This is a genomic window from Oceanobacter sp. 1_MG-2023 (assembly GCF_030689025.1).
Lineage (GTDB): Bacteria > Pseudomonadota > Gammaproteobacteria > Pseudomonadales > Oceanobacteraceae > Oceanobacter.
In genome coordinates this window covers 14,117-38,355 of the sequence record NZ_JAUYWA010000012.1, presented here as the reverse complement: position 1 = coordinate 38,355, position 24,239 = coordinate 14,117, and the positions used below count along the sequence as shown (strand labels likewise).

21 protein-coding genes are annotated in these 24,239 nt (G+C 53.0%); 19 read left to right on the top strand and 2 right to left on the bottom strand.

The window, feature by feature from the left end; genetic code table 11:
- The first annotated feature begins 12 nt into the window (after positions 1 to 12).
- The 5 genes from Q8W22_RS09670 to Q8W22_RS09650 all read left to right on the top strand — a co-directional run bounded on the left by Q8W22_RS09670 (position 13) and on the right by Q8W22_RS09650 (position 4,742).
- On the top strand, positions 13 to 1,449 hold the full coding sequence (locus Q8W22_RS09670; RefSeq protein WP_305452244.1) for a sigma-54 dependent transcriptional regulator: 1,437 nt from the start codon (positions 13 to 15) through the stop codon (positions 1,447 to 1,449).
- A gap of 203 nt (positions 1,450 to 1,652) precedes the next feature.
- Positions 1,653 to 2,303 carry a TetR/AcrR family transcriptional regulator gene (locus tag Q8W22_RS09665; RefSeq protein WP_368501365.1) on the top strand — a complete coding sequence of 217 codons (651 nt, stop codon included), beginning with the start codon at positions 1,653 to 1,655 and terminating at the stop codon, positions 2,301 to 2,303.
- A 39-nt stretch (positions 2,304 to 2,342) separates the two neighbouring features.
- Entirely contained in the window at positions 2,343 to 2,891 is a 549-nt protein-coding gene (locus tag Q8W22_RS09660) for a L,D-transpeptidase (protein ID WP_305452241.1), read from the top strand.
- Complete coding sequence (gene nagZ, locus Q8W22_RS09655; RefSeq protein ID WP_305452239.1) at positions 2,873 to 3,922, top strand: beta-N-acetylhexosaminidase; 1,050 nt, start codon at positions 2,873 to 2,875, stop codon at positions 3,920 to 3,922. The genes Q8W22_RS09660 and nagZ overlap by 19 nt, the downstream gene beginning before the upstream one ends.
- 73 nt (positions 3,923 to 3,995) lie before the next feature.
- Complete coding sequence (locus tag Q8W22_RS09650; RefSeq protein ID WP_305452237.1) at positions 3,996 to 4,742, top strand: S-methyl-5'-thioinosine phosphorylase; 747 nt, start codon at positions 3,996 to 3,998, stop codon at positions 4,740 to 4,742.
- Positions 4,743 to 4,876: 134 nt separating this feature from the next.
- On the opposite strand, the gene Q8W22_RS09645 is transcribed toward Q8W22_RS09650, so the two are convergent.
- Together Q8W22_RS09645 and mfd are read right to left on the bottom strand one after the other, a co-directional pair.
- On the bottom strand, positions 4,877 to 5,701 hold the full coding sequence (locus Q8W22_RS09645; RefSeq protein WP_305452235.1) for a CsiV family protein: 825 nt from the start codon (positions 5,699 to 5,701) through the stop codon (positions 4,877 to 4,879).
- A gap of 3 nt (positions 5,702 to 5,704) precedes the next feature.
- On the bottom strand, positions 5,705 to 9,160 hold the full coding sequence (mfd, locus tag Q8W22_RS09640; protein ID WP_305452233.1) for a transcription-repair coupling factor: 3,456 nt from the start codon (positions 9,158 to 9,160) through the stop codon (positions 5,705 to 5,707).
- A 718-nt stretch (positions 9,161 to 9,878) separates the two neighbouring features.
- Here mfd and Q8W22_RS09635 point away from each other — a divergent pair.
- From Q8W22_RS09635 to Q8W22_RS09570, 14 genes are all read left to right on the top strand, one after another.
- Positions 9,879 to 11,330 (top strand): glyceraldehyde-3-phosphate dehydrogenase, encoded by a 1,452-nt coding sequence (locus Q8W22_RS09635; RefSeq protein ID WP_303431978.1) that lies wholly within the window; start codon positions 9,879 to 9,881, stop codon positions 11,328 to 11,330.
- A 423-nt stretch (positions 11,331 to 11,753) separates the two neighbouring features.
- Positions 11,754 to 13,088 carry a Na(+)-translocating NADH-quinone reductase subunit A gene (locus Q8W22_RS09630; protein WP_303431979.1) on the top strand — a complete coding sequence of 445 codons (1,335 nt, stop codon included), beginning with the start codon at positions 11,754 to 11,756 and terminating at the stop codon, positions 13,086 to 13,088.
- Between the two features lie 2 nt (positions 13,089 to 13,090).
- The gene (locus Q8W22_RS09625) at positions 13,091 to 14,302 is read left to right on the top strand and encodes an NADH:ubiquinone reductase (Na(+)-transporting) subunit B (protein ID WP_303431980.1); all 1,212 of its coding nucleotides are present in this window, start codon (positions 13,091 to 13,093) and stop codon (positions 14,300 to 14,302) included.
- On the top strand, positions 14,292 to 15,089 hold the full coding sequence (locus Q8W22_RS09620) for a Na(+)-translocating NADH-quinone reductase subunit C (protein ID WP_303431981.1): 798 nt from the start codon (positions 14,292 to 14,294) through the stop codon (positions 15,087 to 15,089). Before Q8W22_RS09625 ends, Q8W22_RS09620 begins: the two co-directional genes overlap by 11 nt.
- A 1-nt stretch (position 15,090) precedes the next feature.
- Complete coding sequence (locus Q8W22_RS09615) at positions 15,091 to 15,753, top strand: NADH:ubiquinone reductase (Na(+)-transporting) subunit D (RefSeq protein WP_303431982.1); 663 nt, start codon at positions 15,091 to 15,093, stop codon at positions 15,751 to 15,753.
- The gene (gene nqrE / locus Q8W22_RS09610; protein ID WP_303431983.1) at positions 15,753 to 16,367 is read left to right on the top strand and encodes an NADH:ubiquinone reductase (Na(+)-transporting) subunit E; all 615 of its coding nucleotides are present in this window, start codon (positions 15,753 to 15,755) and stop codon (positions 16,365 to 16,367) included. Before Q8W22_RS09615 ends, nqrE begins: the two co-directional genes overlap by 1 nt.
- A 12-nt stretch (positions 16,368 to 16,379) precedes the next feature.
- Positions 16,380 to 17,603, top strand: coding sequence for an NADH:ubiquinone reductase (Na(+)-transporting) subunit F (gene nqrF, locus Q8W22_RS09605; protein ID WP_303431984.1), 1,224 nt, complete (start codon positions 16,380 to 16,382; stop codon positions 17,601 to 17,603).
- A 262-nt stretch (positions 17,604 to 17,865) separates the two neighbouring features.
- Entirely contained in the window at positions 17,866 to 19,056 is a 1,191-nt protein-coding gene (locus tag Q8W22_RS09600) for a fatty acid desaturase (protein WP_303431985.1), read from the top strand.
- A 105-nt stretch (positions 19,057 to 19,161) separates the two neighbouring features.
- Positions 19,162 to 19,833 (top strand): SDR family oxidoreductase, encoded by a 672-nt coding sequence (locus Q8W22_RS09595; RefSeq protein WP_303431986.1) that lies wholly within the window; start codon positions 19,162 to 19,164, stop codon positions 19,831 to 19,833.
- A 48-nt stretch (positions 19,834 to 19,881) separates the two neighbouring features.
- Positions 19,882 to 20,250, top strand: coding sequence for a hypothetical protein (locus tag Q8W22_RS09590; protein ID WP_303431987.1), 369 nt, complete (start codon positions 19,882 to 19,884; stop codon positions 20,248 to 20,250).
- A 467-nt stretch (positions 20,251 to 20,717) separates the two neighbouring features.
- Positions 20,718 to 21,704, top strand: a complete 987-nt coding sequence (locus tag Q8W22_RS09585; protein WP_305415295.1) for an ABC transporter substrate-binding protein — start codon at positions 20,718 to 20,720, stop codon at positions 21,702 to 21,704.
- Positions 21,704 to 22,318 (top strand): hypothetical protein, encoded by a 615-nt coding sequence (locus tag Q8W22_RS09580; RefSeq protein WP_303431989.1) that lies wholly within the window; start codon positions 21,704 to 21,706, stop codon positions 22,316 to 22,318. Before Q8W22_RS09585 ends, Q8W22_RS09580 begins: the two co-directional genes overlap by 1 nt.
- Entirely contained in the window at positions 22,315 to 23,379 is a 1,065-nt protein-coding gene (locus Q8W22_RS09575; RefSeq protein ID WP_305452232.1) for an iron ABC transporter permease, read from the top strand. The genes Q8W22_RS09580 and Q8W22_RS09575 overlap by 4 nt, the downstream gene beginning before the upstream one ends.
- Complete coding sequence (locus Q8W22_RS09570) at positions 23,376 to 24,164, top strand: ABC transporter ATP-binding protein (RefSeq protein ID WP_305452231.1); 789 nt, start codon at positions 23,376 to 23,378, stop codon at positions 24,162 to 24,164. Before Q8W22_RS09575 ends, Q8W22_RS09570 begins: the two co-directional genes overlap by 4 nt.
- The last annotated feature ends 75 nt before the right edge of the window (positions 24,165 to 24,239 follow it).

Below are 24,239 nucleotides of genomic sequence, written 5' to 3'. Positions count from 1 at the left end.
GAGAGACAACGGATGACCAAATCAATATCACTGCCCAGGCTGCTATTGGTCGAAGACAGTCAATCAACGGCCATGGTTTATGCGACGTATCTGGAACATCTGTTTGACGTCACCGTGGTGTATACCGGCTCAGATGCCATCGATGCGCTGCATCGTCATCGTTTTCAGCTGGCGGTTATGGATGTGCAATTACCGGATATCTCTGGTCTGGAGGTATTGAAAACCCTGCGTGAACGGGATCAGCAGTTGCCGGTGGTGATTATTACCGCGCACAGCACCGTGGAAGTGGCGGTTGATGCCATGCGTCTGGGAGCCAACGATTTTCTGACCAAGCCGTTTGATAAAACCCGCTTGCAGCACACCTTGCAGCAGGTACTGAAAACAGTCCAGCTCAGCTCATTGGTTGAGACCTATGAAAAGACCTTCGACCGCAGTCATTTCTACAATATGGTGGGAGCATCCCTTCCGATGCAGGCGGTGTATCGCATCATTGAAAGTGCAGCATCCAGCAAGGCGACGGTGTTTATTACCGGAGAGAGTGGTACCGGCAAGGAGCTGTGCGCTGAAGCGCTGCACAGGGAAAGCTCCCGCAGCAAGAAGCCGTTTATCGCGCTGAACTGCGCGGCGATTCCGTTGGAGCTTATGGAAAGTGAGATCTTTGGGCATATCAAGGGTGCTTTCAGCGGTGCCAGCCAGAACCGTGAAGGCGCGGCCCAGCGTGCGCATGGCGGCACCCTGTTTCTGGATGAAATTGGCGAAATGCCGCTGTCCTTGCAGAGCAAGTTGCTGCGGTTTATCCAGTTGGGGACGTTTCAGGCGGTTGGCTCCAATCAGGAAGTCACGGTTGATGTGCGGTTTGTCTGCGCCACCAATCGCGATCCCCTGACTGAAGTCCGGGCCGGACGTTTCCGTGAGGATCTGTTTTATCGGCTGAATGTGATTCCGGTCCATATGCCACCATTGCGGGAACGCGGACAGGATATTTTACGTATAGCCAACGCGTTTTTGCGGCTGTTTAACGAAGATGAAGGCAAGTCCTTCCAGAGTATCAGTCGCGGTGTTGAAGAGCGCTTGATGAGTTATCGCTGGCCCGGCAACGTTCGGGAACTGGCCAATGTATTGCGTAATATGGTGGTGCTGAACCAGGGGCGACAAATAGAAACGGGGCATTTGCCCGACTTTTTCCAGCAGCAGGAAAAAGCGCCAGCTCCCCGTGCTGCGACCATACCCGAGGTGGTTCCAGCAATAACAGCAGCAACAGCCCCGGTTGCGGTTGAAGCCCCGGTGTTGCCGTTATGGCTCGAAGAAAAGCGCATTATCGAAAGGGCCATAAACCATTATCACGGCAATATTCCCAAGGCTGCGGCGATGCTGGATATCAGCGCCTCGACCATTTATCGCAAGAAACAGTTCTGGGCTGCCCAGGATGCCGAACAGGTACCGGGCTGATATAAACAAGCCCGCGGCGGCCGTCAGCCGGGCTTGTGTTGTTCCTCTCGTTCCTCTCCCAGTGTTTTAACCGCTGCCAATACAGGCGCTGTTGCCTGTTATTCCTGAATGAATATCCACTGGATATGAATGACTTAGCTGTCTTCATCTTGCATGGGTGTTGTTTTAAACGTATGTTTAAAACCAACTTGTAGGCTGGGAATATGGCTCTGATGGCTCAAAAAGACACCGCTAAAAGTATTCTGGATTCTGCTGAGGAGCTGTTTTCTGAACGAGGTTTTGCAGAAACCTCGTTGCGGAATATTACCACGCGAGCCGGGGTCAACCTGGCAGCGGTGAATTATCACTTCGGCTCTAAAAAAGAGTTGATCCAGGCCGTTTTTGCCCGCTTTCTGACGCCGTTCTGCGACGACCTTGGCAAGGCCTTGAGAGGTTATGAACATGGCCTGGCGGGCAAGTCTCCGGAACTGGGGGCACTGTTGCGGCTGCTGGCTGAAACTTCCATGGCTGCCGGAGGTGGCAACGCCCGGCGGCTGGGTATTTTCATGCGCTTGCTGGGGTTGGCTTACTCGCAGGAACAGGGTCACTTGCGCAAATTCTTGCGTAACCAGTACGGCGCGGTATTTGAGCGTTATATGCAGCTGGTTACTGCCGCCTCTCCTGAATTGAGCGATGAAGAGCGTTTCTGGCGTATTCACTTTATGCTGGGGGCAACGGTGTTTACGCTCTCCGGGGTGGAATCCTTGACCGCCATGGCGCAGCATGATCTGGGTGTCAGTACCGGGATCGATGGCGTGATCGACAAGCTGGTGCCTTTTTTGTCATCCGGCTTTCAGGCACCTCATCAAGACTAGCAGCCGGACCGAATGTAATAGACCTGGAATAACGAGGATATGGCAACCTTGGCAAAGAATGGACCGGACGGACAAGGAATCATGATCGAGATCTCGATAGCGGATCAGCAGTTACGTCTGACGACGCCGCAAACGTGTATTGTCTACCCCATATCCACCGCCCTGAATGGGGTTGGTGAGCAAGAAAATTCTGGCTGTACGCCGCGTGGCTGGCATCGAATTGCCGCCCGTATCGGCGGAGGCCTGCCGCAGAATGCGGTGTTTGTCGGGCGACGTTTTACCGGAGAGCTGTACTCCACTGAGCTGGCCACAAGGCATCCGGCCCGGGACTGGATTCTTACCCGGATTCTCTGGTTACAGGGCATGGAAATAGGCTTCAATCGTATGGGGCGCGTGGATTCGATGCGGCGCTATATTTATATTCACGGCACACCGGATTCGGAACCGATGGGCATTGCCCGCTCCCATGGTTGTATTCGTATGCGTAACCAGGATGTGCTGGCCCTGTTTGATCAGGTGAGCATTGATACACTGGTGTGGATTCAGCCACACAGTTTTTCGAGGATTCCATGTCGCGAGCTGTCTTGAACGATACCGCAGCAGTTGGCGTCGTGGCCGACTTGCTGGGGCCGCAACTGCTGAAAGAAGATTGGCCGGTGCTGGAGTCGGAAGCTCTGAGTGGCCTGATTCTGTTTGGGCGTAATTACCAGAACCCGCAACAGTTGCAGAGGCTGACGGCCGATGTTCGCCAGCTGCGGCCGGATTTGCCTCTGTTTGTCGATCAAGAGGGGGGCCGCGTCCAGCGCTTTCGGGAAGGATTTACCCGCTTGCCGGCGATGGCACTGCTGGGGCAGCGGTTTCAGTCCGATCCGGAGGCAGCCCAAACACTGGCTTACGATATTGGCTGGCTGATGGCAACGGAGTTGGCCGCATGTGGTGTGGACGTCAGTTTTGCGCCGGTGCTGGATATCGAGCGCGGCTGCTCCCAGGTGATTGGTGATCGGGCTTTTGCCACCCATGCGGCGGTTGTCAGCGTGCTGGCGGCGGCGCTGGTGGATGGTATGGCGGCCGCTGGCATGCAAGCCGTGGGCAAGCATTTTCCGGGGCATGGCGCAGTGATTGCCGACTCGCACCGGGAGCTGCCGGTTGATCACCGCAGCCTGGCCCAGCTGGATTATGACATGCGGCCTTTCCAGCACCTGATTGCATCCGGGCGCATGGCGGGTGTGATGCCGGCACATGTCATATATCCGGCATTGGATAGCGCACAGACGGCTGGATTTTCCCGCCGTTGGTTGACCCTGTTACGACAACAGCTGGCATTCTCCGGGGTTATCTTCAGTGATGACCTGACCATGGAAGGTGCTGCCAGTTATGGCAGTTACCGCCAGCGGGCGGAGCTGGCAATGACTGCCGGTTGCAACGCGCTGGTGGTATGTAATCACCAGTCTGGTGAGCTGGAAGTGTTACAGCATGTCGAACAGGCATTGGCACAAGGACGGCCACGGCTGGATCTGTCGGATTGGCGATGTTTGCCAGCGACAGCCAGCACCACTGCAGCAACGGATTCGTCACTTGAACGTATTCGTGCCGAGCTGGCAGTATTGACCGCATCCTGATTGAAATCACACTGTTTTGGCGTCCGCTATCGGGCGCATTCCCTTTTTTTGCTTGATTAACAGGAGCGCTCGCATGTCCTATCAGCGTATTGGCATTATTGGTGGTACTGGCCTGACTCATCTGGAGGGGCCGGAGGTAACGGCTCGCCATGATATTAATACCGTCCTGGGGACGCCGTCTGGCAGTGTCCATGAGGGTCTCTGGGAAGGGCGTGAGGTGCTGTTTATGGCCCGGCACGGCCATCCGCATTCGGTGCCGCCACACAAGGTGAACTACCGTGCCAATCTGTTGGCATTACAGGAGCTGGGGGCTGAAGCCATTCTCGCCGTCAATGCGGTCGGGGGGATTCACCCGGATATGGGCGCAGGGGCCATTGTGATTCCGGATCAACTGATCGATCTGACCTGGGGACGGGAAAGCACCTTTTTTGACGGCAGTTATCAGCCACTGAACCATATTGATTTCACCGAGCCATTTGATGCCGGATTACGCCAGGCACTGATTGAAGCCGCCAGGGTGTTACCGGCGCCGGTGAGTGATTATGGCGTGGTTGGCGTAACCCAAGGCCCACGACTGGAAACTGCCGCCGAAGTGAATTACCTCGAGCGTATTGGTTGTGACCTGGTTGGAATGACCAGTATGCCGGAAGCGGTACTGGCACGGGAGCTAGGCATACCCTACGCCAGCGTCTGCCTGGTGGTGAACCCGGCGGCAGGTCGCAGCGATGCCGAAATTACCATGGCTGATATTCAGGCGGTGCTGGACAGCGGTATGAATAACGTTCGGGACTTGCTGGCAGCGGTCTTGTTGTCACTGTAAGGGCCGGCTCCCGGCTCCCGGCTCTGTCGGTGTCCGCCGGTTATGTCTGTGCCGTAGCTTCGTGTGTGTCCTCTGCCCCGGGATCAAGCCCGGGGTGACGGATGATTTGGTGGCGGTCGTCTGTGCTCGCCAGTCTATTCGCCAGCTGTCAGGTCTGGAAACTCAACCGGTGTAATAATCAATACAACGCCCAGCATCGGGTGGTCGATATAATGCAATTCCTTGCTGCGCATGCGGCGTTTCTGACGAACCTCGGTGGCCCGTATCGGGTAGAGGCCATGAATGGTCAATGGCTGCTGGCTTGCCAGTATGGCCGGGGTCGGTGTGCCGTCGGTATTGATGGCTGTGCTGAATGCCTGTAACTGTGGCTCGGCGGGCATCTGGCTGCTGAGGTGTTGCACATGAAAGTCGGTCGAAATATGCAGGTAGCGGCTGAGGTAGAGGCTGAAACCGCCGGTAATCTGGATTTCCGGTTCTCCGCCGACGGTCAGGTTGACCTTGTGGACGATGGTGCCTTCCTGGCTTTGTACGGGTTCCAGCCAGCTTTGGTGCCATACCACATCCATATCGGCCTGTGGGTTGATGCGGTTGGCTTCCCGTTTCAGTTTAAGGCTGGACAGCGGTGCCAGGGGTTGCCAGAGGCTATCCGGTAGTCTGACCGGGAGCTTGATGGCATTGAGAAACTGCGTTTGTAGCCGGCGGTAACGGTAATGTTTGGCGACCGGGTCAAGGCGTCTGGACTTGGGTGTCATCGTTGCAAAGAGCGACTGGCTGTCGAGGATGACTTTGGGCCAGTATTCCTGGTCGATGTCGCTGTTATTACGATAGGCGACCAGCATCATTTCGACCTGAAACCAGTTATCGCTTAACGGAGTGGCGGCCACCGCGCTGGTGGGCAGTGTGAATAATGTGGTGAGGCTCAGAAAGAACGCCACTTTGGCAGAGTGAAACAGGTTCAAGGGTCAGAGTTCCTTTTGCAGTTCGGTCAGCACCTGGTCGATGACGTTAAAGCGCCGATCGATAGTGTCCATGTTGAAGTAGAAACGCAAGGTGTGGCCACCTTCCAGTTTGTAGCTGTGGGATTTGCTTTGTACCAGCTTGACCAGCGTGAAGGGGTTGATTTTGGTGGCGGCGCTGAATTCCAGTCGACCGGAGTCGGAACCAACGTCGAGCTTGGCAATGCCCAGCGGGTTGAGCCGCAATTTCAGCGCGGTTTGGCGGAACAGGTTTTTCACCGGGTCTGGCAGTAGCCCAAAGCGGTCGATCATTTCGACTTGCAGTTCTTTCAGTTCGTTATCGCTCTGGCCGTTGGCAATCCGTTTGTAGAGCGTCAGGCGGCTGTTGACGTCGGGCAGGTAGTCGTCCGGGATCAGCGCCGCAATATGCAAATTGACATCGGCCATCTGTTTCGGGGTCAGGTCGTCAGATGGAATCTTGCCGGAGCGCATCGCCTGTACGGCTTGTTCCAGCATTTCCATATAGAGGGTAAAGCCGATGGTTTCGATCTGGCCGCTTTGCTCTTCGCCCAATAATTCCCCGGCACCCCGGATCTCAAGGTCATGGGTTGCGAGCATAAAGCCCGCACCGAGGTCTTGTGCCGAAGCAATGGCTTCCAGACGTTTTTCAGCGTCCTTGGTCATCACTTTGGGCGGCGGTGTCAGCAGATAGGCATAGGCCTGATGGTGTGAACGGCCAACCCGGCCACGCAGCTGATGCAGCTGGGCCAGGCCGAATTTGTCGGCCCGTTCAATAATAATGGTGTTGGCTGAGGGAATGTCGATGCCGGTTTCAATAATCGTGGTGCAAACCAGCACATTAAAGCGTTTGTGGTAAAAATCACTCATCACGCTTTCAAGTTCGCGCTCCGACATCTGGCCGTGGGCAAATACAACCCGGGCTTCCGGCACCAGTTGGTCCAGTTCACGGGTGATTTTCTCGATGCTTTTGACTTCGTTGTGCAGGTAATACACCTGACCACCACGGAGGATTTCCCGCAGGATGGATTCCTTGATGGTGGCTTCGTCGTACTGGCGCACAAAGGTTTTGACGCTCAGTCGCCTTGCCGGTGGGGTGGCAATGATCGACAGGTCACGAATGCTGGCCATGGCCATATTCAATGTACGCGGGATCGGCGTGGCGGTCAGGGTCAGAATATCGACATTGGCGCGCAAGGCCTTGATGCGTTCTTTTTGCTGTACCCCGAAGCGGTGCTCTTCATCGATGACCAACAACCCGAGGTGTTCAAACCGTACGTCTTTTTGCAGCAGCTTATGGGTGCCGACGACGATATCGGTTTTGCCATCGAGCATGCGTTCAAGAGCCTGTTGGGTTTCCTTGGCGGACTTGAAGCGCGAGAGTACATCGACCTTGACCGGCCATTCGGCAAAGCGGTCGGCAAAGTTCTGGTAATGCTGTTGTGCCAGCAACGTGGTAGGGACCAGTACGGCGACTTGCTTGCCGCTTTGTACCGCCATAAAGGCAGCTCGCATGGCCACTTCGGTTTTACCAAAGCCTACATCGCCACACACCAGCCGATCCATGGGGCGTGGTGAGCACATATCGTTGACAACGGCGTCGATGGCGGTCTGTTGATCCGGGGTTTCTTCATAAGGGAAGCCCGCAGCAAAGCGGTCGTATTCTTCGTCCGGGCCGTTAAAAGCAAAACCTTTGCGGGCTTCCCGGCGGGCATAGATTTCCAGTAGCTCGGCGGCGGTGTCACGAATTTTTTCGGCGGCCTTGCGTTTGGCGGCCGCCCATTTTTCGGTGCCGAGGCGGCTGATTGGAATTGCCCCGTCTTCGGCTCCGCCGTAGCGTGAAATCAGGTGTAACGACGACACCGGTACGTACAATTTACTGTTGTTGGCGTATTCCAGCACCAGAAATTCATTCAGCTGGCCACCGGCATCCAACGCCTGTAGCCCTTGATAGCGGCCGATGCCGTGATCGAGGTGTACCACGGGGGCGCCGGGTTTCAGCTCGGACAAGTCACGGATAGTGTTGTCGGCATCGGTTTTCTGTTTGTTGCGGCGGCGGGTCTGACGAATGCGCTGGCCGAACAATTCATTTTCGGTAATCAGGGCCAGAGGTTGGCTGGCGTCGATCACAACGCCTTTGCTGAGCGGTGCGGTGGTGAGCATGAGCTGGTCGTTGCTCTGGGTCGCAGTGATCCAATCCGGGTGCTCACTGGCCCGGATTTTGATGCGGCTGAGTAATTCTTTCAGGGCTTCCCGACGACCGGCTGACTCGGCACAAAACAGCACTCGGGTGTTGGCGTTGGCTTGCAGCCAGGATTGCAGGCGTTGCAGTGGTTGATCCAGTCGCGAGTCGATACTGATGTCGGGCAGGGGGTGGGTGTCAAACCGGACGGCACCGCCGCGGCTGGGCAGGTCGGCATCATGCCATTGAATGCGTGGGTAATCGTTGAGATGACTGAACAACTGGTCGGTTGCGATAAACAGCTCACCCGGCGCCAGGATCGGGCGGGTGCGGTCGTAGCGGCGGCTTTCGTAACGCTGCTCCAGTTCATTACGAAAATGTTTGGCGCCGGGTTCGATACCGGCATCGTGAATGATCAGGGTATTGCGGGGCAGGTGGTCAAAAAAGTTACCCAGGTCATCGGCAAAAAACAGCGGTAAATAGTATTCGATACCCGCCGGGGCAATGCCCTGGCCGATGTCGACATACACCGAGCAGTCGTTGGGGTTGTGCTCAAAAAAGTCGAACCAGCGATGTTTGAACATCTTGATGGCGGCGGCATTGAGCGGGAATTCCCGGGCGGGCAGAATGCGGATGCTGTCGACTTTATCCAGCGTGCGCTGGTTTTCAGGGTCGAAGGTTCGCAGGGTCTCGATTTCGTCATCAAACATATCGATGCGGAATGGTAATGCCTGGCCCATTGGGAAAATATCGACAATGGCCCCTCGAACAGCAAATTCGCCGTGTTCATACACGGTGTCAACACAATGATAACCGGCGGCCTGTAACTGCTTGCGGGTGTTGTCGACGTCAAAGTGCTGGCCGACGTCCAGTGCAAAACTCTGGCCCTGGTAAAAACTGGCAGGGGGCAGACGATGCAACAGGGTTGCGACCGGGATAATCAGAACGGCCTGACGAATATCCTGCAATTGGCTGAGGGTGGCGATCCGTTGGGAAATGATGTCCTGATGGGGAGAAAACACATCGTAGGGCAGGGTTTCCCAGTCGGGAAATAACAGCACGGGCAGTTTGGCGGCGAAAAAACGAATATCTTCTTCCAGCTGCAAGGCGTTGGTGGTGTCGTTGCATACCACCAGGGTCAGGCCCTGATTGGATGATGCGGCCTGGGCAATGGCCAACGCCAGGCTTGCTCCCTCAAGATTGCCCCAGAAGCGACGTTCGGCAGCTTTGGTTGGCAGGTCGGGAGTCATCGGACTGGTCATGCGTTCTCCGTGCGTATATCGAAGGGTGGAATCGGCAGGCGGTCAAGTGTAATCAATGGCTGGAAGGGTGTCACAGGTTTCCCGTCAGAGGGCTGCTGTTTTGCCCTGCCAATGCGGATCAGACAGGCTGGTATTGGGAAATCATTGAGAAATCATCGGCGGTTGGGCCTTGTGTATCTCCTGGAGAGAACGTAACCACGTGACTGTTTTGTCATGGAATTGTGTCAATTCGAGGAATTTTGACACCTTTTGAGCCCAATAATCCGCTGTTTACCCTGTGTCAACCAATGGGCAATGGAAGTATTTTGTCAGTTTGGGTCGGTTTTTGTTGGAAATTAACTACGTTAATTGTGCAACTTGTCATTATGTGAATCGAGGTAAGAGTGTTGTGATGGTGATTTCAAAAGCCACGACCTGGTCGCGAGGGACAGGCAGGTTCGGGTATTGAGGACGATGACAACAAGATAACGACAAACAGGGGCTATGCTATGGAATATGCCTTTGCTGAGTCGCCATTGTTGGTTGTACTGGCCTGAACCGGTCTGGCTGATTGATGGTGGCATGGGAGGGGCAATGGTCGTCTGGTTCACCAAATTCGAAAAAATAGGTAGGTTTTCTACAAAGTCGGTTGCTTTTTGGTCGGATTGTGAACTTGGGCCGGCACGTGCATAATCTGCACCGTAATGATCCCTCGAACAATTAAATGGAAGGTTTGCCTGTGACTCAAGATATGCGCGACACCTGCTTGCAGGATTGGATGGAACGCGAAGCGATTGCTGAATCCATGATTCCCCTGATTGGTGGTTTGTACCGCACTCATAATGTGATCACATCCCTGTATGGTCGTGCGATCATCAATCGTTCTGTGATTGATATTCTGAAAGCACATCGTTTTGTCCGTCACATGGAAAAACAGGAAGTCACTGTCCGCGATACGTTCCCGATTCTTCAGGTTCTGGCAGAGCTGGATATCAACCGTGTCCATGTTGATATCGGCCGTCTGGCGGTAAAATTCCGCACTGAGGCAAATGGTCGCGACCTGCGCACCTTTGTGACTGACGAACTGGGTGACGCCGTTGGCCAAACCACAGAAGATGGCGAAAACCGTGACATCGTATTGTACGGCTTTGGTCGTATCGGTCGTTTGCTGGCTCGTATCCTGATTGAAAAATCCGGCGGTGGCCGCGGTTTGCGTTTGCGTGCCATTGTGGTTCGTCGCGGCAAGGGTGATGACCTGGTCAAACGCGCCAGTTTGCTGCGTCGCGATTCAGTACACGGTACTTTCCGTGGCAGCCTGTCTGTCGACGAAGAGAACGAATGCCTGATCGCTAACGGCAACGTGATTAAAATCATCTACGCTGGTAGCCCATCTGACGTTGATTACACGGAATACGGCATCAAGAACGCTCTGGTGATTGATAACACCGGTGTATGGCGTGACGAAGATGGCCTGAGCCAACACCTGAAATGTAACGGCGTTGCCCGTGTGCTGCTGACTGCACCAGGCAAAGGCGATATCAAGAACATCGTTTATGGCATTAACAACGGTGATATCACAGAAGCCGACAAGATCCTGTCTGCGGCTTCCTGTACCACCAACGCGATTACGCCGGTTCTGAAAGTGATGAACGATGAGTACGGTATTGTCAGCGGCCACGTTGAAACCGTTCACTCCTATACCAACGACCAGAACCTGATCGATAACTACCACAGTGGTGATCGTCGTGGCCGTTCTGCACCGCTGAACATGGTAATTACGGAAACAGGCGCTGCCAAGGCCGTTGCCAAGGCATTGCCAGCACTGAAAGGCAAGCTGACCGGTAACGCGATCCGGGTTCCAACGCCTAACGTTTCCATGGCGATCCTGTCGTTGAACCTGAGCAAGGACGTCAGCGTTGATGAGGTAAACGAGTACTTGCGTGAAGCTTCCCTGCGCTCTGACCTGCATCGTCAGATCGACTGGGTAAACTCACCGGAAGTGGTATCTCTCGACTTTGTTGGTAACAGCCATGCCGGTATCGTGGATGCCAAGGCGACGATTGTGAATGGCAATCACGCCAACCTGTACGTTTGGTACGATAACGAATACGGCTACAGCCGCCAGGTTATCCGTATCGCGCATCAGTTGTGTGGTGTTGAATACCCGACTTACCCACCGGTACAAAACTGAGTGCTGACCGGCTCAAGACTGCTCTGAATGGGCTGCTGAGCCGGTACAATGCATGCCGTTATCGAGGAGAAAGCAGCGGTTTTCTTCTCGATAACGTTCTGATTTCCCTGCCATGACTACCTTCCTGATACTCCTGTTTCTTGCTGTTTGGCACTGAATAGCCTCTTTTTGGTATAGATTGTTCCCTCTAAAGCATGATCTACCTACACCCTTGATCGCTAGATTATTCGGGTGCGCCTCTTTATACTAACCGCCGATTTTTCACTTAGTAAACTTAGCAAACGAGTATCCAAGTGCTTGTTTCCCAATGCAATTGCAAGTAATACGAGCCTGCTTCCAGCTTCAGTGATGATTTTGGTGGCCTGTTCGTGTGTTTGTGTTGCGGATTCTGGCGCAGCGGACTCATGTGATTAGGCGAGGCATATGATCAAAATTAAAAAAGGTCTCGACTTACCTATCACCGGAATTCCTGAGCAAACCATTACATCGGGCCAGAACGTAACGGAAGTTGCGATACTGGGCGCGGACTATGTTGGTATGAAGCCAACAATGGCTGTTCAGGAAGGTGATTCGGTCAAGAAGGGACAAGTCCTATTTACAGACAAGAAGACCGAGGGGGTGCAGTTTACCGCTCCGGTTGCGGGTGTGATCAAGGCGGTAAACCGCGGCGATCGCCGGAAATTCTTGTCGATTGTTATCCAGCTCGAAGGTTCTGATGAAGAAACCTTCAATCATTATCCAGTAGATGCGCTGTCATCCCTGGCGGCAGCCGATGTCCAGAGCAATCTGGTGAACTCCGGTTTGTGGACCACTCTGCGTACCCGTCCATATTCCCGGGTACCGGCACTGGACAGCACGCCTGATGCTATCTTTGTCAATGCCATGGATACCAACCCGCTGGCAGCCAATCCGGAATTGATCATTGCCGAGCAAGCCGATGCTTTCAAGCATGGGCTGCAGGTGCTGAAAAACCTGACAACTGGCAAGCTGTTTGTCTGCAAGGCACCGGGCGCCAATATCCCGGCCGCTGGTGTAGAAACAGTGGAAGAGTTTGCGGGAGCTCACCCGGCTGGATTGGCGGGCACGCATATTCATTTTCTGTACCCTGTCAGTGAACAGCGCACCGTATGGACAATCGGTTATCAGGATGTGATTGCCATTGGTATCCTGTTTACGACGGGCAAGTTGTCTTCCGAGCGCGTCGTCGCGCTGGCTGGCCCACAAGTCAAAAAACCGCGTTTGATCCGTACTCTGGTCGGTGCCAGCTTGCAGCAGTTGACTGCTGGTGAACTGGTCAATGCCGAGAACCGTATTGTTTCAGGTTCTGTGTTTGGTGGTCGTACTGCCGCCGGAGCTGAGTCTTTTCTGGGTCGCTACCACAACCAGATCAGCGTACTGCGGGAAGGGCGTGAGCGTCCATTGCTGCATTACCTGACTCCAGGTGCCAATCGCTTCTCTGTGATGCCGATTTACCTGTCCAATCTGATGAAGAAGAGCTTTCCGTTTTCGACTTCAACCAACGGCAGTGAACGTGCCATGGTGCCTGTCGGCGCTTATGAACGTGTGATGCCGCTGGATATGCTGCCAACCCAGTTGTTGCGAGCGTTGATTGTTGAAGATATGGAATCGGCCGTTGCGCTGGGTGCACTGGAGCTGGATGAAGAAGATCTGGCTCTGTGTTCTTTTGTTTGCCCAGGCAAATATGAGTACGGCCCGATCCTGCGTAAAAATCTTACTCGAATTGAGGCGGAGGGCTGATTATGGGTCTGCGAACTATGCTTGATAACCTGGCGCCTTTGTTTGAGAAGGGCGGCAAGTACGAAAAGATGTACCCGCTGTATGAGGCGGTTGATACCGGTCTGTTTTCACCACCGAATGTGACCAATAACACGGCGCACGTACGGGATGGCATTGACCTCAAACGTATCATGATCACGGTATGGGTCTGTACCTTTCCGGCGATGCTGTTTGGTATGTACAACATTGGCTTGCAGGCGAACGAAGCCATGGCAGCCGGTGCCGGTACCGTCATTGAAGGATGGCGCGAGTTTCTGATTGTATTGCTGGGTGGTGGTGCTCACGATGCGGCCAGCTTCTGGGATAACTTTGTTTTTGGCGCGGCTTATTTCCTGCCTGTTTACGCCACGGTCTTTATTGTGGGCGGTTTCTGGGAAGTGTTGTTTGCCACCATTCGTCGCCACGAAGTTAACGAAGGGTTCTTTGTGACTTCCGTGCTGTTTGCTCTGACCTTGCCCCCCAGCATTCCGCTGTGGCAGGTGGCTCTGGGCATTTCGTTTGGTGTTGTGATCGGCAAGGAAGTGTTCGGTGGTACGGGCAAAAACTTCCTCAACCCGGCACTGACGGGTCGTGCTTTCCTGTTTTTTGCTTACCCGGCCAATATGTCAGGTAATGCGGTATGGACGGCAGCCGATGGCTTTACCGGTGCGACAGCATTGAGTAATGCGGCTGAAGGCGGCGTACAAGCTATTATTGATGCGGGTGTTAGCTGGAGTGATGCATTCTTCGGCACTATCCAGGGCTCCATGGGTGAAACCAGTACGCTGGCGATCCTGTTGGGTGGTGTGGTACTGCTGGTGATGAATATTGCTGCGTGGCGTATTGTCGCGGGTGTGTTTGGCGGCATGGTGGTTTTCAGTCTGTTGCTGAATATGATTGGCTCAGACACCAACTATATGTTTGCCCTGCCGTGGTACTGGCATCTGGTCGTTGGTGGTTTTGCGTTCGGTATGATCTTTATGGCTACCGATCCAGTGTCCGCTTCCATGACCGATACCGGCAAGTATGCTTTTGGTGCCTTGATCGGTTTTATGGTGGTTATGATTCGGGTGGTTAACCCGGCCTTCCCTGAAGGCATGATGCTGGCCATTCTGTTTGCCAACCTGTTTGCGCCACTGATCGACCATTTCGTAGTGCAGGCAAACATCAAGCGGAGGATCGCCCGTGTCAGCTAATAACGACAGCATTCAAAAAACTCTGACGGTTGCTATTTTGCTGTGCCTGGTGTGCTCGGTGATTGTTGCCGGTGCCGCAGTGGGTTTGCGTGGCAAACAGAATGAAAACAAGGCCAATGATAAAAAAATCGCTGTATTACAGGCTGCTGATTTGTATGTCGAAGGCCAGCCGGTAGCTGATCAGTTCACACAGATTTCTACCCGTATTGTTAATCTGGAAGCAGGACGTTTTGCGACGGATGCTGAACTCCAGGAAATCCGTGATGCCGGTTTGACGGTCGAAAACTTCGATCAGAAAAAATCGTCCAAGACGCCTGCGCTGTCTCGTGCCTTGTCTTCTGAAGAAGATGAAGCCAGCATCAAGCGTCTGGAAAAATACGCGGCGGTCTTTATTGTCGGCGGTAGCGATCATATCGAGAAGATTATCCTGCCGGTTCACGGCTATGGTCTGTGGTCTACCTTGTATGGCTTCCTGGCGCTGGAAGGCGACATGGATACCATCGTTGGCCTGGGTTTCTATTCTCATGCTGAGACCCCGGGACTGGGTGGTGAAGTCGATAATCCCAAGTGGAAAGCACTGTGGGTGGGCAAAAAAGTCTTTAATGATCAAGGCAATGTCGCAATCAGTGTCGTAAAAGGTGGTGCAGAAGCCGGTAACCCTTATCAGGTTGATGGCTTGTCTGGTGCTACCTTGACCAGCCGTGGTGTCAGCAATCTGGTACGTTTCTGGGTTGGTGGCAAAGGCTTTGGCGAATTGCTGAACAAACTGAAAGGACAGGGGGCGTAATATGTCTGATCTGAAAAAAGTTCTTACCGAACCGCTTTTCAGCGCAAACCCGATTGCAGTTCAGATTCTGGGTATTTGTTCTGCATTGGCAGTAACGACCAGCCTGAACGTAACACTGGTTATGTGTCTGGCGCTGACTTCGGTAACGGCGTGTTCCAACTTTGGTATCGCGCTGATCCGTAATCATATTCCAAACAATATTCGAATCATCGTACAGATGATTATTATTGCGTCACTGGTTATCGTGGTGGATCAGATCCTCAAGGCGTATGCCTATGAAGTCAGCAAGCAGTTGTCGGTGTTTGTTGGTCTGATCATTACCAACTGTATCGTGATGGGACGCGCAGAAGCCTTTGCCATGAAAAATGGCCCGGTGCTGAGCTTCTTTGACGGTATCGGTAATGGTCTTGGCTACTCCGTGGTTCTGGTTTCTGTTGCGACCGTGCGTGAGTTGTTTGGCTCTGGCAAATTGTTTGGTTTCGAGATCCTGCCATTGATTCAGGATGGTGGCTGGTATCAGTCCAACGGTTTGCTGCTGCTGCCACCGTCTGCCTTCTTTATTATCGGTGGTTTCATCTGGATTCTGCGTACTGTGAAGACCGAACAGGTCGAAGCACCAGATTTCAAAATCCTGCCTAACACTGAACACTCAGGAGGTCACTAATGGAACACTATATCAGTCTGTTCGTTAAGTCCGTCTTTGTGGAGAACATGGCGCTGTCGTTCTTCCTCGGAATGTGTACCTTCCTGGCAATCTCCAAGAAAATTCAAACGGCGATTGGTCTGGGTGTTGCGGTTATCGTGGTGCTGGGTATTACCACACCGGTCAACAACCTGATTTATACCTACTTGCTTAAAGAAGGTGCGTTGACCTGGATCTCCAACGATTTTGCTGCGGTTGATCTGAGCTTCCTGGGCCTGCTGACCTATATCGGTGTTATTGCCGCCATGGTCCAGATCCTGGAAATGGTGCTGGATAAGTATGTACCGGCTTTATATAACGCGCTGGGTGTATTCCTGCCGCTGATCACGGTGAACTGCGCCATTATGGGTGCTGCCTTGTTCATGGTGGAACGTGACTACAACTTTGGTGAAAGTACCGTATTCGGTATTGGTGCCGGTGTGGGTTGGGCGTTGGCCATTGCTGCTTTGGCAGGCATTCGTGAAAAACTGAAGTACAGCGATGTGCCAGCAGGTCTGCAAGGTCTGGGTATTACCTTTATGACTGTAGGTCTGATGTCTCTTGGCTTCATGTCCTTCTCTGGCGTATCACTGTAAGGAGACGAAGTTTTGGATATTGAAATTATTCTGGGCGTAGTGATGTTCACCGTGATTGTATTGTCACTGGTGTTCATCATTCTAGGCGCTCGCTCCCGGCTGGTTAGCTCGGGTGATGTAACCATCATGATCAACGGCGAGCGGGAAGTAAAAACCGAAGCCGGTGGCAAGCTGCTGCAAACTCTGGCCGCTAATAATATCTTTCTGTCGTCTGCTTGTGGCGGCGGTGGTACCTGTGCCCAGTGCAAGTGCAAGGTAACGGAAGGTGGCGGTGAAATGCTACCTACCGAAGCCTCTCACTTCACCAAGGGTGAGGCCCGTGAAGGATGGCGGTTATCCTGTCAGACACCAGTCAAGCAAGATATGGTGGTTGAAGTTCCGGAAGAAGTGTTTGGGGTGAAAAAGTGGGAAACGACCGTTGTTTCCAACCCGAACATGGCAACCTTTATCAAGGAGCTGACACTGGCTTTGCCTGAGGGCGAAAACGTTGACTTCCGTGCTGGTGGTTACGTGCAGCTGGAATGTCCTCCGTATGAAATCAACTTCTCTGACTTCGATATTGAAGAGCAGTATCGCGGTGACTGGGAGCGTTTTGGTTTCTTCGACATCAAGGCTGTTAACAAGGAAACCACCATTCGTGCCTATTCCATGGCTAACTATCCTGAAGAAAAAGGTTTGGTGAAGTTCAATATTCGTATTGCAACGCCACCACCAGGATCCCAGGGTATTCAGCCAGGTATTATGTCGACCTTCGTCTTTAACCTGAAACCAGGTGACAAGGTGACGGTATACGGTCCATTTGGTGAGTTCTTTGCTCGTGATACCGATGCGGAAATGGTCTTTATCGGTGGTGGTGCCGGTATGGCACCGATGCGTTCGCATATCTTCGATCAGCTCAAGCGTTTGCACTCCAAGCGCAAGATCAGCTTCTGGTACGGTGCGCGTTCATTACGCGAACTGTTCTATCAGGAAGAGTACGACAAGCTGGCTGAAGAGAATGAAAACTTCGAATGGCACGTGGCAATGTCTGATCCACAGCCAGAAGATAACTGGGACGGTCTGACCGGCTTTATCCATAACGTACTGTATGAACAGTACCTCAAGGATCACGCTGCGCCAGAAGATTGTGAGTACTATATGTGTGGGCCTCCAATCATGAACCAGTCTGTAATCAACATGTTGCTTTCTCTGGGTGTTGAGCCTGAGAACATCATGCTGGATGACTTCGGTGGCTGATCACTGAGTTGTTCCTGAAAGCCGCGCTGACAGCGCGGCTTTTTTTGCCTGTTATTTGAGCGCAAAGAGGGCTACCCGGTTTTCTGGCGATAGAAAGGTAGTGAAACTCGGGCTCATCAGGAAGGTATTGTGACAATGGGGCATTTTTAACCCTATTTCAGTCTATTTCACTCATGTCGCATGTCGAATGACACAATCGTGGTTTAGTATAAATACTAGAGGTGTGTTTGTTACTGCACCGACCGTCACTAGAAAGGGTATTATGCTGTCAAACGATCAAGCACCATCTGCCAGCGAGCAGAGTGAAAATAATCAGAACAATAACAAGCCGCCTATCTACTGGGTTCCGACCATCATGTTTGCAGCCAGCACGCTGGGCGTCTTGACCCTGGTGCCCTGGTATGGCTTCACCTATGGTTATGAGACCTCGGCCTGGGTTACCTATATTGTGATCACCTGGCTGACAGGGATGGCGATTACCGGTGGCTATCATCGTCTCTGGTCGCACAATGCCTATGAAGCACACTGGGTGTTGCGGCTGTGGTACGTCTTGTGGGGAGCTTCTGCCCTGCAGAATACCGTGTTGGAATGGTGTTCTGGCCACCGCAAGCACCACCGTTATGTTGATGATGTCGAGCATGATCCATACTCCGCCAAGCGGGGGTTGTGGTTTTCCCATATCGGCTGGATGCTGCGAGAATGGCCGTCAGGCAAAACTGACTACGCCAACGTCAAAAACCTGCTGAAAGACCCCATTGTGATGTGGCAAGACAAATACTACGTCTGGATTGTATTGGCCATGAACGTGGGTCTGCCTGCTGCGCTGGGATGGATGTTCGGGGATGTCTGGGGCATGTTGTTGCTGGCGGGTTTGCTGCGTTTGTTTACGACCCATCACGTTACTTTTTTTATTAATTCCATTGCTCATAAATGGGGTAGCCAGCCTTATACCGATGAAAATACTGCACGCGATAATCCGTTTTTTGCCTTTCTGACCCATGGTGAGGGCTATCACAATTACCATCATATTTTCCAGAATGACTACCGCAATGGTATTCGCTGGTACCACTGGGACCCAACCAAATGGTTTATCAAGGCCTGCTCATGGGTTGGCCTGGCCTCTAATCTGAAAACCGTATCTGATTTTAAAATCCAGCGCGCCAAGGTTCAGATGCAGTTCAAGCGAGCGAAGGAAGAGCTGGCTTTGCGGCAGCTTAAAGAAGCCGATTACCAGCGCTGGAGTGCGGTGCTGGAAAATGAATATGCCCAGTTTAAATCCATGCTGAACGACTGGACCAACCTGCAAGGGGAGCGTTACTCCAGTACGCGTCAGTCTCTGGCTTGTCGCTGGGAAAAGGCGGCGATTCGTACGCGCTACCAGGAGCTGGAATATGCGCTCAGAATGCAGCACCAGCGTATGCAGGCGTTGATGCTTGAACTGACGCCTGCCTGATCAGAGGTGATCGCCAGGAAAACACCATAGTCATTGCATCCTGTCACGGCCCTTGGTTAGTATGGCGCGGATTGTTCATATCAACCGACCAGACAGGAGAGAGGAATGGCGAATGTACTGATTACCGGGGCCAACCGGGGTATTGGGCTAGAACTGGTACGTCATTTTTCCAGTCGTGGAGACTGCGTTATGGCGGTTTGTCGTGAGTCTTCGGAAGCATTGGATACACTGGCAGACCAGATTATTACCGGTATCGATATGACCGATGCCGAGGCTGTCCAGGGGTTGCAAACGATCGTGGCGGAGCTGTTGGATGGACCGCTCGATCTACTGGTCAATAATGCCGGTATCTTTGCCAACGACACTCTGGATCAGCTGGACTTCGAGCAGATCAGTCGCCAGTTTGAAGTGAATACCCTGGCACCGCTGCGGCTCGTACACACCTTGCTGCCGCTGATGTGTGAGGGCAGTAAAATTGCCAATATCACCAGCCGCATGGGATCTATGGCAGATAATGGTTCCGGTGGTTACTACGGCTATCGAGCATCCAAGGCTGCATTAAACGCGTTCGGCAAAAGCCTGGCAGAAGATCTCAGACCTCGCGGTATTGCCGTGGCACAATTACATCCCGGCTTTGTCCAAACCCGCATGGTGAACTTTGCGGGTGATATTTCTCCGCAGCAAGCAGCCGAAGGGCTGGTTGCTCGCATCGATGAACTGACAATAAGCAACAGTGGTGGTTTCTGGCACTCCAATGGCCAGCCTTTACCCTGGTGACATTCGTTATACACACCGCTACAACAACCGCTTCAACAGGATATTTACATGGCAAATGCCCGTATCACCAAAAAATACCATACACGTTACCTGGCTGATTTTTTTGTCGAATGCACTCAGGCAAAAGAGTGGGAAGAGAAACTCAAGGCACTGAGCCTGGAAGATAAAACCGATACAGCGATCGATGGGTTCCCGGCCAGCTTCGAACAAGAATTCCCTGAAGTGGCTGGTCTTGGTCTTCATTACTGCATCGAACGCGTTGAACTGGCCGATATTCCGCGTGCTGCTTCTTGCTGGTGGCCGGTCGATGAAGCGACCCAGTATTTTATGTGCTACCCGGCCGACTTCCCACAAAGCGCGATCTTTATGGCCATCGATTTCGATAATACCGATCATGAATGTGGTCATGACCACTAGGCACGACCCGGTAACACCTTTCTGAATAATCCCTGCCATTGGTCTGGCATGACAGCGCCCGCTTGAGCTTCGTCTCAAGCGGGCGCTGCTGTTTTTGATCAGTGTTGATGGATTATCTCTACTCAGGCCACTGTTGTGATTGCCGGATCTGCAACGGAGGCTGTTTTTATCAGGTTTGTTACTTCGTTAGGTAGTTTGTATATATAACGACATGGTGTCTGTTTTGCGACATGAGCGGTCACGTTTGATTTATAAAAATCTATAGAAATCAATGTATTATAAATTTATACAGATGGTACCTGTTTTGCTTCTTAAGTTATTACTATTGAAGTATTCCTATAAAGGTAACCAAAGTGAACGTGTTGTGGGAAAAAACCGGAAGATGTAATAGCTGGCTGCTGCATATCCTCTTGGGGGTGATGTTACTGTCTGCTCATCAGTCTGTGGTCGCGGCCAAGACAACGTCGATGACAACCGATATGGCTGGCAGAGAAGTCATCTTGCCTGATCATATACATCGCCCACTCGGGGCCGCTCCTCCCTTGACTGCTCTGCTTTACGCACTCGATCCTGAGTTGGTACTGGCGTTGAATATTCCTTTTTCTCCGGCCAGCGATGGCTTTGTTGATCCTCGGATGTCGACCCTGCCGATTATTGGCAGTTCCATGGGGCATGGCCGCCAGGTTAACCCTGAAACCTTGCTGCAATTGCAGCCGGATGTGGCACTGGTTTGGTTAAACCGGTTTATGTCCCCAGGCAGTGATGTGATTGAAAAGCCGTTTCGCACCACCGGCATTCCGATTGTGTACGTCAAGCTGGATACGCTGGAAGACTGGATAGCCGCATTTGAGTATGTCGGGTCTTTGGTTGGGCGGGCTGAACGGGGCAAGCAACTGGCTGCCTATATCCGCCAGTCCTTGCAACGGGTTAGCAGCGGGTTGGCTGGTATTGGCAATAAACAACGGGTGACCGTGTATTACGCCGAAACAGCCGACGGCCTGGCTACCGATTGTCATACCTCCTTCCATACTGAAGCAATCAACCTGGCTCACGGGTACAACCTTTATCGTTGTCAGCCGAAAACCATGATGGGGCAGGAGCGAGTGGATATGGAGCAGGTCATGCTTTGGAATCCGCAGTATATCGTCGCCCAGGACTCTATGTTTACTCGTAGGGCAGCTGCCGATAAACGCTGGCAGCGGCTTTCAGCCTTCCTCAATCAACGGGTACTGACTGTGCCGCATTTACCCATGAACTGGCTGGATCGGCCACCGTCTTTTATGCGGGCGTTAGGTATCCAGTGGCTGGCGAATGCGTTTTATCCACAACAGTTTCCATTCAACCTGAAAGAAGAAACCCGTCATTTTTACCAGCTGTTTCTGGGTGTGGATCTGACCGATCAGCAGCTGGCAATCTTGCTGGATAGCGACCAGGCAATCAAAGGAGATGAGTAATGAGCAAGCGTGATATCGACGAATTGAACCGGATACCAGCGGATGCCAAACAAATAGACTGCTTTTGCAGTGGCTCCCAGCTGCAAGCCGAACCGCAGGAGCGCTGGATGAATCGTAAAGAGACAGAAGCTTTTCCAGCGGTGCCATTGCCCTCCAGCGCATTGTATAACGAGGTCGGGGCCGAGGCTCTGACCGGCTTGGTTGAGCGGCATCACCAACGGCTTCAGCTCAGCGTGATCGGTACCTTGTTTCCACAGCAACCACATGCCTTTGCCGCTACGGTCGCCAAAAGTGTGGCCTTTATTCTGGAAGGGGCCGGGGGGCCGGTTGATTTTACCGAACGGCATGGAGAGGTGCGTATGCGTGAGCGACATTTCCCTGTCAGTATTGATGAAGCCGCACGTGATGTCTGGTTGCTGGAATTATTGCGCAGCTTTGATGATGTGGACTTTCCATCGCACTGGCGGGACACCTATTGGCGTTGGATGGAGGCATTTTCTTTACGTATGGTGAACCGCCGCACACGTATGGAACCGTTATCGCGTTATCGGCTGGCAGATGCCCAGGCCAGTCTGCTGGCCAACCTGGCGGCGTTTGGCCGCCTAGAGCAATGACGGACTGGTTATTAAAAGCCTCCGGGCGACTGTCATACCACTGGCCAGATTACCTGTCTGGCCGCTGGATGCTATTGGTCGGACTACTGTCAGCCGCCATTCTACTGTCCTTGGTTTCAGGCCGTTATGCACTGGAAATACAGGATATTGTACAGTTTTTTATGGCCCATATTGGCTGGCAGACAATGGATAGCAATCGCTACGAGTTGCTGGAAACCTTGCTGATGGAGATTCGCTTGCCCCGGTTGCTAACTGCGGCTTTGGTGGGGGCTGCGCTGGCCGTTTCTGGCTCAACCTATCAGGCGGTGTTTATTAACCCTCTGGTTTCTCCCGGATTATTGGGAGTACTCGCAGGATCTTCATTCGGTGCTGCCTTGATGATGGTCTTGGCGCCAGCCTGGTGGATGGTACAGCTGGGGGCCATCGCTGGCGGCCTGTTAGCCGTGGTAGTGGCGCTGGGAATTGGCCGCATGTTTGGTAATGCCTCGACCATTATGCTGGTGCTGGGCGGTATTTTTACCGGCGCCTTGTTTGCCGGCCTGCTGGCATTGGTAAAATACGCTGCCGATCCTTATGAGCAGTTGCCAGCCATTATCTATTGGCTGATGGGGTCGCTGGGGTTAGCCAATATGGATGATCTGGCCCTGTATGCACCACTGATGCTGGCAGCGATTATTGGTTTGACGTTACAGGGGAGGGTGCTGGATATACTGACCCTGGGAGACGATAGTGCAACGGCGCTGGGGTTGTCGGTCAGTCGGGTACGGCTGATGCTGATTCTGCTGGCAACGCTAGCATCGGCATTAACGGTCTCGCTGGTGGGTATGATCGGCTGGGTTGGCTTACTGGCCCCTCATATTGCCCGCTTGCTGGTCGGGCCATTAAATCGCCAGCTGATACCGGCCAGCGCCCTGGTTGGCGCCATTTTCATGCTGTTCGCCGACGTGTTAGCCAGAAGCCTGATGGCGGCGGAACTCCCTATTGGTGTTGTGACCGAACTGATCGGACTGCCTGTGTTTCTGTTGGTGTTGCGTAATGTTCGTAAAGGGTGGAATACATGAACGATATTGTGATGACGGTTAGTCACCTGACGTTCCGTTACCCGCACCAACCTCAGCAGACAATTCTGAATGACATCAGTTTTCATATTGGCACTGGAGAAGTGGTGTCCTTGTTGGGCGCCAATGGCTGCGGTAAAAGCACCTTGCTGAAACTGTTGCAAGGGTTGTTGCAGCCGACTCAAGGCGATGTTTACTTGCTTGGCAAGCGAGTGCAGGAGTGGACGCGGCGGGATATTTCCCGGCTGATTGCTTATGTTCCTCAGGCGGGACAGCTACCTTTCCCATACCGGGTACGGGACCTGGTCGCGATGGGGCGTATTCCTCACCACGGCTTTTATCATCAACCTGGCAAAGATGATGACGCGGCAATTGATGAGGCTATGCAGCGTTTGGGGATCTCCGACCTGGCCAATAAAACCTGTACCGAACTCTCTGGTGGTCAGCAACAGCTCTGTTTTCTCGCCCGGGCGCTGGCGCAGCAAACGACGGTGATCCTGATGGACGAACCGGTGAACGGCCTGGACTTTGGTAACCAGTGGCGTTTGCTTTCCCTGCTAAAAGATCTCGCCGCCGACGGCTACAGCATTATAAAAACCACCCACTACCCGGATCATGCTCTGGGGTTGCCGGGGAGGGCGGTGTTGTTGCATCAAGGAAAAATCCTGCAGCAGGGGCCGCCACCAGAAGTGATTAACCCGGCGTCTATCCGGACGCTGTACCAGTTGGACGAAAGCAGTTATCCCGCCTTGCGTTACCATCCCAATAAGAATGAAGCTGGATTCTGACCTGTTGAGGTAAGAATCTGTTGCTTGATATCGGTGTTCTGGTTGAATACCCCGGACACCTCGTTGTTGGCACTA